Source organism: Kitasatospora sp. NPDC022785 (genome assembly GCF_055561295.1).
Genome location: NZ_JBVHHB010000024.1, coordinates 132,788 through 140,797 on the forward strand (window position 1 = coordinate 132,788; position 8,010 = coordinate 140,797).

The 8,010-nt window shown below is 74.4% G+C and carries 7 protein-coding genes; 1 reads left to right on the forward strand and 6 read right to left on the reverse strand.

Annotated features, from left to right (window positions below):
• Positions 1-213: 213 nt before the first annotated feature.
• The 5 genes from ACZ3YO_RS30615 to pdxR all read right to left on the reverse strand — a co-directional run bounded on the left by ACZ3YO_RS30615 (position 214) and on the right by pdxR (position 6,683).
• Positions 214-1,623, reverse strand: coding sequence for a family 2B encapsulin nanocompartment shell protein (locus ACZ3YO_RS30615; RefSeq protein ID WP_465575723.1), 1,410 nt, complete (start codon positions 1,621-1,623; stop codon positions 214-216).
• A gap of 493 nt (positions 1,624-2,116) precedes the next feature.
• Positions 2,117-3,067: a hypothetical protein gene (locus ACZ3YO_RS30620; protein WP_465575724.1), complete on the reverse strand. Its 951-nt coding sequence runs from the start codon at positions 3,065-3,067 to the stop codon at positions 2,117-2,119.
• Between the two features lie 170 nt (positions 3,068-3,237).
• The gene (locus tag ACZ3YO_RS30625; RefSeq protein ID WP_465575725.1) at positions 3,238-4,113 is read right to left on the reverse strand and encodes a DUF1963 domain-containing protein; all 876 of its coding nucleotides are present in this window, start codon (positions 4,111-4,113) and stop codon (positions 3,238-3,240) included.
• A gap of 227 nt (positions 4,114-4,340) precedes the next feature.
• The gene (locus tag ACZ3YO_RS30630; protein WP_465575727.1) at positions 4,341-4,850 is read right to left on the reverse strand and encodes a hypothetical protein; all 510 of its coding nucleotides are present in this window, start codon (positions 4,848-4,850) and stop codon (positions 4,341-4,343) included.
• A 267-nt stretch (positions 4,851-5,117) separates the two neighbouring features.
• On the reverse strand, positions 5,118-6,683 hold the full coding sequence (gene pdxR / locus ACZ3YO_RS30635) for a MocR-like pyridoxine biosynthesis transcription factor PdxR (RefSeq protein WP_465575730.1): 1,566 nt from the start codon (positions 6,681-6,683) through the stop codon (positions 5,118-5,120).
• Positions 6,684-6,869: 186 nt separating this feature from the next.
• On the opposite strand from pdxR, the gene ACZ3YO_RS30640 reads away from it, so the two are divergent.
• Entirely contained in the window at positions 6,870-7,196 is a 327-nt protein-coding gene (locus ACZ3YO_RS30640; protein WP_465575733.1) for a chaplin, read from the forward strand.
• Between the two features lie 145 nt (positions 7,197-7,341).
• Here the strand turns inward: ACZ3YO_RS30640 and ACZ3YO_RS30645 are convergent, their stop codons facing one another.
• Complete coding sequence (locus ACZ3YO_RS30645; protein WP_465575735.1) at positions 7,342-7,866, reverse strand: universal stress protein; 525 nt, start codon at positions 7,864-7,866, stop codon at positions 7,342-7,344.
• Between the last annotated feature and the right edge of the window lie 144 nt (positions 7,867-8,010).

An 8,010-nucleotide genomic window follows, 5' to 3' on the forward strand; every position in this document is an offset into this window, starting at 1 on the left:
GACTGCTGTCGCTTCAGCATGGGCTCCATGCACCTCTCGCATCGTCGGGAGCGTCGTCGGGGAGGATCGGCCGGCGCCGGGAGGGCCGACACCGGACGGCCCGCCTCGAAGGGCGGGCCGTCCGACATCAGGTGAAACGATCTTCCGGTGGGCCGGGTTACGGCCGGACCGCGTCCTGTCCGGCCGTCAGTGGCCGACGGCCCGGCGGACCGCTCAGTGGCGGCCGTGCGCGATCTCGACGTTCTCCAGGACGCCGACCGCGTCCGGCACCAGGATCGCGGCCGAGTAGTAGGCGCTGACCAGGTAGGAGATGATCGCCTTCTCGCTGATGCCCATGAACCGGACCGAGAGGCTGGGCTGGTACTCGTCCGGGATGCCGGTCTGGTGCAGGCCGATGACGCCCTGGTTGTCCTCGCCGGTCCGGATCACCAGGATGGAGCTGGTGTTCTCCTTGGTGATCGGGATCTTGCTGCACGGCAGGATCGGCACCCCGCGCCAGGCCGGCACCTGCTGCCCGCCGAGGTCGACATGGTGGGGGTAGAGCCCGCGCGCGTTCAGCTCACGGCCGATCGCCGCGATGGCGCGCGGGTGGGCGAGCAGGTAGTCCGGGTCGCGGCGGCGGCTGAGCAGCTCGTCCAGGTCGTCCGGGGTGGGCGGGCCGGAGTGGGTCTGGATCCGCTGGTCGAAGTCGGCGTTGTTGAGCAGGCCGAACTCCGGGTTGTTGATGAGCTCGAACTCCTGGCGCTCGCGCAGCGCCTCGATGGTCAGCCGGAGCTGGTGCTCGGTCTGGTTCATCGGCTGGTTGTAGAGGTCGGCGACCCGGGTGTGGACCTTCAGCACGGTCTGCGCGACGCTCAGCTCGTACTCGCGCGGCTTCAGCTCGTAGTCCACGAAGGCGCCGGGCAGCTCGTACTCGCCCCGGTGGCCGGCCGACATGGCGATCTCGGCCTCTCCGCGCTCGTTCTGGCGCTGGAGCGGCAGCGCGAGGAAGTCACGGATGTGGTCCTGGAGGGCGGTCGAGCCGTCCAGGATCGCCTGGAACTCCCGCCGGGGCAGGGAGAGCACGGTACCGGCGGTGGCGGTCTTGGCGGTGTACTCCCAGACGGCGTCGGAGTCGAGCACGGCCTGCTCGCCGAAACGGTCGCCGTCGCCGAGGACACCGACGACGGTCTCGTCGCCGTACTTGCCGGTGCCGACCTGGTTGATCTTGCCATGGGCGATCAGGTAGATGCGGTCGGCGGCCGCGCCGCGCTCGGCCAGCACCTCACCCGGACCGAAGTCCCGCTGCTCGCAGCGGTCGGCCAGGGCGGTCAGCACGTCGTCGTCCTCGAAGCCGCGCAGCAGGGCGAGTTCACCCAGCTCGCGCGGGATGACCCGGACCTCCGAACCGGTCTTGATGAACTCGATGCGGCCGTCGCCCACGGTGTAGGTGAGGCGTCGGTTGACGCGGTAGGCGCCACCCGCGGCCTGCACCCAGGGCAGTACCTTGAGCAGCCAGCGGGAGGTGATCTCCTGCATCTGCGGCGCGGACTTGGTGGTGGTCGCGAGATTGCGGGCAGCGGCCGTCGTGAGGCTCGACTGCTGCGGAACCTGCTGTGTCTCCGGGCTGGTGTCCACCGGCATCGGCAGGGTTCTCCTTCATCTGGTCAGGTCACGCCGACCCGCCTCGGCAGCTGCCGTGGCAGATCGTCAGATAGGCGTCATGGTGGGGGCGTTGGCGAATGATCCGCGCTCTTCTCCGCCCTCTCGGGCGGCCCACCGGGAACCCTAGATCACCGCCACCCGGCAGATCTCGTACGCACAGCGAGTGCCGCCCGATAGGGTGAATCTCGACCGTGCGGCGGTTGGAATCCGTCAACTGCCCCCAGGCGGAACCCCGAATTCCTGTGCATGCGAATCGCCCCCGGCCCGGAACCATCCCATCCATCCGAACGGAGCAGCGGCCGGATGGGGGGCCCGGCCGGGGAGACACCAACCGTGCGGACAGGCGTTCGATCCCCGAACGGACAACGCCCGGGACGGCGGACGGCGGACTGTCCGACCAGAGCCCGCGCCCACCGCCGCCACCGGCACGGCCCGGCCCGCGCCCACCGCCGCCACCGGCACGCCCCCGGGCTCAGCCTCTGCGCGTACGCCGGCGGCGCCGGTACCAGAGCGCGCCCACCAGCCCGGACAGGCCGAACAGCACGACGGTGAGGACCGGCCACCGGCTCCCGGCGACTCGGACGTCGGCGAGCAGCAAGGTGACCACGGCCGCCACCGGGAGCACCAGCGACACCCCCGCCCGGACGCCCGCCGCGACGATCCCGGGGTCAGTGCGCGCGCGGCGATGCTCGGCCCAGCCGGCCGGGTCGCCACCGAAGTAGAAGTCGACGGCGCGGACCCCGACGCGGTCGGTGGCGCGCGCGTAGGAGACCGCCATATACGGCAGCCACACCAGCGGAACGACCATGCCGACCAGGAGGACCACCATCACCAGTAGCCACGAGCCGGCCGTCCGCCAACGGGAAGGCGGCGGGTCGACGCCCTCGCTGGTCAGCCCGAGCAGCCGGGCCATCCGCCAGATCAGCGACCAGATCCCGCGGCGGCGGCGTCCGCTCCCCGCGGTCGGCGGGGCCGCGAGGGCGCGCTCGGCGGCGGCGACGTCCGGGTGGGCGCCCTGGAGCACCAGCACCTCGGCGGCCCGCGCGGGCGCGGCCGGGTCCCTGCCGGCCAGGGCCGCGAGTTCGAGCAGCAGCTGCCCCTGCTCCAGCAGGGCGGTGCAGAACGCGAACGGCACCAGCCACAGGAACGGACCGCCGACGAATGCGCCCTCGCTCTGGCTCACCCGCCGGGCGTGCTGGACGGACCGCGCCACCAGCTCGCCCTGCGGCGCGTCCGGGTGCGCGGCCCGCAGCGCGGCGACCCGGCGGGCGGCACGGGGACCGCGGTGGCGGACGGCGAACACGGCGAGCACTTCGGGCAGCTGGGCGGGGTGGGCCCGGAACGTGCGCAGCAGCTCGGCCACCGGGGGTTCGGGCGCGTCGTGCTGCTCCGGTACCGGTACCGACGATCCCTCTGGTGCCACGTCCGTCTCACCGCTTCGGCGCTCACCGCTTCACCTCGGCCCGCTCCGGCCCGCTCCGCCCCGGCCCCTCCCCCGGGCCGCTCGGCCTCCGCCGCGGGCCGCCACGAGCGGGTGCCGCGGCCTCTCCCAGCAGCCTAGTGGCGACGCGCCGGACGCGCTCGCGCCGCCGCTCAGGCCACCTCGAACCCGTGCCGGACCCGGTCGAAGCGACCGGCCGCCAAGTCCTCGTCGGTGATCCAGAACGAGACGTTCACGCACTCGCCCCACTCCACGTCCAGGGCCTGGTTCTCGACCTGGAGCAGCGGCCGGTGTCCGGCGGGGCGGCCAGTGTCGGTGTCGCACCAGCCCAGTACGCGCACGTCGGGGCGGGGCAGGTGGTCCCGGAAGTCGGCCGCGAGGTCGAGGGCGATCATGAAGTCGTCCGGGAAGAGGTTCTCCAGTTCCTGGTCCTGGTAGGAGGGAGCGGAGAGCTGCCAGCGGGCCCGGACGGGGACGGCCGCGACGGCGGGCGTGCTCAGCTCGCTCTCCGGCGCGGGCCGGGGCGGCGCGCCGGCGGGGACGTGCAGGACACGGCAGCCGCGGCCGCCGAAGTCGGAGATCCAGTCGTCGTGGAAGAAGAGGAGCAGGCCGTCCTCGGGCAGCGGCCAGTCACCGCCGTCGCCGGTGGCGCGGAAGGCCTCCGCCAGCCCGCCGCAGTCGAGCCCGGCGAGGAACTGCATCGGCCGGCCGGCGAACTCGGGCCACTCGGTACCCTCCGGCAGCGCGGGCAGTCCGCCGAGCCGTCCGGCCTCCGGGCCGGCCGCCGCCGCATCGAGTGCGAGGGAGGGCCGGAACAGCCGGTCGACCAGCGGCGCGGTGTCGGCGTCCGCCCGCGCGCGGATCGCCTCGTACACGGCGAAGGGCATCGGAAGCCCGAGGTCGGTCGGCAGCGTCTCGCCCGGACGTACGGCGCTCCAGTCCGGGAGGGCACCATCGGGGCTGGTCGCGGTGGTGGTCCCGGTCGGCGTGCCGGGCTCGGGCGCGTCGGTGGTCAGCGGTTCGGCCATGGGCCCAAGCCTGCCATCCGGGTCTGACAGTCCGTGCATCCCGCGTCCCCGCGTCCGTGTTTCGGGGCTTCTGCACGTCCGTGCTTCCGGGCTTCTCCGTTCCCGCGCTTCCGCACTTCCGCGCTTCCGCCTGGACGGCCCGTCAGGTGCCGGTACGGGGGCGGCCGGCACCTGACGGGGGTTCGGGGGCATCCCGGGGAGTCCGGGACTGCCGGTTGCGGGGCGGCTCAGGAGCAGGTGACCTCGTTGCCGGGGACGTCGAGGATGCCGGAGTCGGAGGCCGCACCGGCCTGGTACTCGTCGTAGATGTAGGTGTAGAAGTCGATCCGCGCGCCGGAGCCGCAGGCCGAGTCGGCGGCGATGTCGTAGGTGAGCGTGACGGTGGTGCTGCCACCGGCCGCGACGGGCACGGTGTGGTGGACCAGCCCGCTGGTGGCGCCGGTGTCGCACCCGCTCACATTGCCGCCGCAGGAGGAGAACGCGTACTTCAGCCCGGCGATCTGGGTGGTGCCGTAGGTCGGCTGGATGGACTGGTAGACGAACTGCACGGGGGTGTCGTGCGGATTGCTCAGGGTCAGCGTGAGCGTGACCGATGAACCCGGGGTCGCCGTCGCCCTGTCGGAGCTGACGACGAGCAACGGGGTGTCGGCCTGGGCGGGGGCGGCCGAGAGGAGCAGACCGATGACGAGGGCCAGGATCGCGGCAATTCCGAAGCGGCTCACATGTGTTCTGCGCATGACCAGGGAGCGTAGGGGGCGCGGCCGCGGCCGGCGCCGGTCTCCGCCCATGCCCGTACGGGCATATGACAGTGGAGCGGACGCGGCGGGCCATTGCCTACGCCGCGCCTTCCCCGCAGCGGGGCCGCCCCCTTACCCTCGGCCCGCCCCCTTACCTTCGGGCCGCACCCCGCCCCGGTCGAGCCCGCTCGGCCCGTCGAGCCGCACGCTGCCCCCGTTGAGCCGCGCTCGGCCCGTGTGGAGCCGCGCTCGGCCCTCGGGCTGCGATCAGACCGGCGACGGCAGGATGTCGCAGAGCGCGGCGACGGCCGCCTGGTAGGCGTGGTCCGGCGGCGTGGCGTACCCGACCACCAGGCCGTCCGTCGCGGGCATCGCGTCCTGCCCGGCCAGCGGGTGCCGGTAGTCCGCCATCCCGTCCACGGCCAGCCCCCGGTACGCGGCCGCCTTGAGCACCGAGCGTTCGGTGCCGGGTGCGAGCCGGAGCACCGCGTGGAGGCCGGCCGCGATGCCGGACACCTCGATGTGCGGCGCCCGCGCGGCGAGGGCGGCCACGAGGTGGTCGCGGCGGTCCCGGTAGCGGCGGCGCATCCGGCGGACGTGCCGGTCGTAGCCGCCCGAGTCGATGAACTCGGCGAGCGTCAGCTGATCGAGCGTGCTCGCCCAGGCCTCGCGCTCGCCCTTGGCGGCCAGCACCCGGTCCACCAGGTGGTCGGGCAGCACCATCCAGGCGAGGCGGAGGGCGGGCGTGAGGCTCTTGCTCGCGGTGCCGAGGTAGACCACCCGCTCCGGGTCGAGCCCCTGCACCGCGCCGACCGGCTGCCGGTCGTAGCGGAACTCGCCGTCGTAGTCGTCCTCCAGGACCAGCCCGCCGCGCCCGCGTGCCCAGTCGACCACCGCCGCGCGCCGGGCCGCGTGCAGCGGCCCCCCGGTCGGGAACTGGTGGGCGGGGGTGAGCAGCACCGTCCGGACGTCGGGCAGCGCGGCCAGCCCGCCGACCTGCGCGCCGTCCTCGTCCAGTGGCAGCGGCACGGTGGTCACCCCCGCCCTCGCCAGCAGCGCGCGGTGGAAGGCCAGCCCGTACGCCTCCACGGCCAGCGGACCGTGCTTGCGGGCGGGCAGCACGGCGCCCGCGCCGTCGAACAGCAGCCGCAGCGCGTGGGCGAAGCCGGAGCAGACGACGATCCGTTCGGGGTCGGTGCGCACTCCGCGGGCGCGGGCCAGGTAGTCGGCGAGGACGGCCCGCAGTTCGCGCCGCCCCTGCGGATCGCCGGGCCCGAAGGCCTCGTTGGGTGCGGCGGTGAGCGCCCGGCGCCCGGCGGCCAGCCAGGCGGTGCGCGGGAAGGAGGCGGCGTCGGGCTGGCCCTGGCGGAGGTCGTGGGCGAGCCGCCGGGGCGGGGACGCCCGGCGCGCCCGGTTCGCGGCGACGGGCTCGGCCCGGTCGGCGACGGTGGTGCCCGAGCCCTGCCGGGCGGTGAGCCAGCCCTCGGCGACCAGCTCCGCGTACGCGTCGGCGGCGGTGTTGCGGGCGATGCCGAGGTCGGCGGCGAGCGCGCGGTAGGGCGGCAGCCGGGTGCCGGGGGCGAGGCGGCCGCTGCGGATCGCCTCGCGCAGGGCGGCCATCAGCGCGGCGCGTCGGCCGCCGGTGGCGGGCAGTTCGAGGTGCAGGTCGCTGCCGGAGGTCGTGGCGGCGGTGTCGTCGGTGGCGGCCACGCCTGTGGCCGGGGTGGCGGCGGTGTCGTCGGTGGCGGCCACGCCTGTGGCCGGGGTGGCGGCGGTGTCGGTCGGGGTGGCGGCCGACGCCGCGGTCGGGGTGGCGGTCCGGGTGTCCGTCATGGTCACGAACCCTATCGCCGGGCGGCCGACGGCCCCGGGGGTGGGCCGTCCGCACTCCGGCGGGGGCGGCGCTGCTCCGACCGGGTGGCGCGGCTCCTGCATCGGGGGCGGATCAGGACTGCATTCGGGTGGTCGTATGGGCGGATTGTGTCGTGTCAGGCGTGTCGCCTGGCTATTCCTTCCGGCATGACCAACACCAGGAAGTACCTGATCGCCGCCGGCTTCAGCGCCGCGCTGGCCGTCTTCTCCGCCGGCCCCGCGTTCGCGGGCGACTGCGACAGCGCCGGGTTCAGCGCCCCCGCCTCGGTGGTCGCCGGCAACCCCGCCGCCGCGCTCGCCGACAGCGTGCTGCTCGACGGCTCGCAGGGCGGGACCACCTGCATCAACACCGGCAGCGCCACCGCCAGCGGCATCGTCACCGGCTCCCCGGGCGTGCTCTCCGGAAACCAGATCCAGATCCCGATCAACGCGCAGTTCAACATCTGCGGCAACAGCATCTCGCTCCTCGGCTGACAGGCCTGCGCCGCTTTCCCGATCGTTTCCCGCTTCCTCCGTAGAGCGAAGGGCTGCGTTCCCGGCTTCCGGCCGGCAACGCAGCCCTTCCGTCCTCCCGGGGGGCGTCCCCCACCCTGCTCCGCCCCCTCCCCGACGGGATGCGCTACGGAACCACCGTCACCGGCCACCGCCCCGCCTTCACCAGCCGCACCGCCACCGAGCCGATCACCCGGTGCCCGGCCTGCTCCGAGGCCCCGACGACGACGGCGTCCGCCCGCAGCTGGTCCGCCAGCCGCGCCAGCCCGGTGAACGGATCGCCGCGGACGGTCAGGAAGCGCCAGTCCAGCCGCCAGACGTCGCGCAGCCGGTCTTCGGCCTCACGCAGGGCGCCCAGCAGTTCGTCGGCGATCTCCCGGGTGGTCTCCTCGACGGCCGCGCCCGCGAGCGCGGTGGCCGCACCGAGAACGGGCTGTACGTACGCGACGGCCAGGGTCGCGTTCTGCCGGCGGGCGAGGCCGGCCGCATAGGCGGTGGCCCGCCAGGACGAGTCCGAGCCGTCCAGGCCCGCCAGGATCACCCCGGGCCCGTCGGTACCCAGCTCGAACCCGGCCGGCGCGGTCGCCGCGCCGGGCTCCCCGACAGGCTCCTCGGCGCCGCCGACGGCCCCTGCATCGCTCTCGTTGCTCATGGCCCGAGGCTATTCCGGGCACAGCGGGTGACGGCGCGGGCCACGACGGGTGAGGGCTGTGGTGCGGGCCACCCCCGGCCCGGTCACCACCCCACCACTTCGGCACACGCGGCCGAGGGCCCGTCACCCACCGTCGACGATGTG

Coding starts and splice junctions, on each gene's coding strand:
- pdxR (WP_465575730.1), bottom strand. CDS start 6,683: ATGACGGACACCCGGACCGCCACCCCGACCGCGGCGTCGGCCGCCACC.
- ACZ3YO_RS30615 (WP_465575723.1), bottom strand. CDS start 1,623: ATGCCGGTGGACACCAGCCCGGAGACACAGCAGGTTCCGCAGCAGTCG.
- ACZ3YO_RS30645 (WP_465575735.1), bottom strand. CDS start 7,866: ATGAGCAACGAGAGCGATGCAGGGGCCGTCGGCGGCGCCGAGGAGCCT.
- ACZ3YO_RS30630 (WP_465575727.1), bottom strand. CDS start 4,850: ATGCGCAGAACACATGTGAGCCGCTTCGGAATTGCCGCGATCCTGGCC.
- ACZ3YO_RS30625 (WP_465575725.1), bottom strand. CDS start 4,113: ATGGCCGAACCGCTGACCACCGACGCGCCCGAGCCCGGCACGCCGACC.
- ACZ3YO_RS30640 (WP_465575733.1), top strand. CDS start 6,870: ATGACCAACACCAGGAAGTACCTGATCGCCGCCGGCTTCAGCGCCGCG.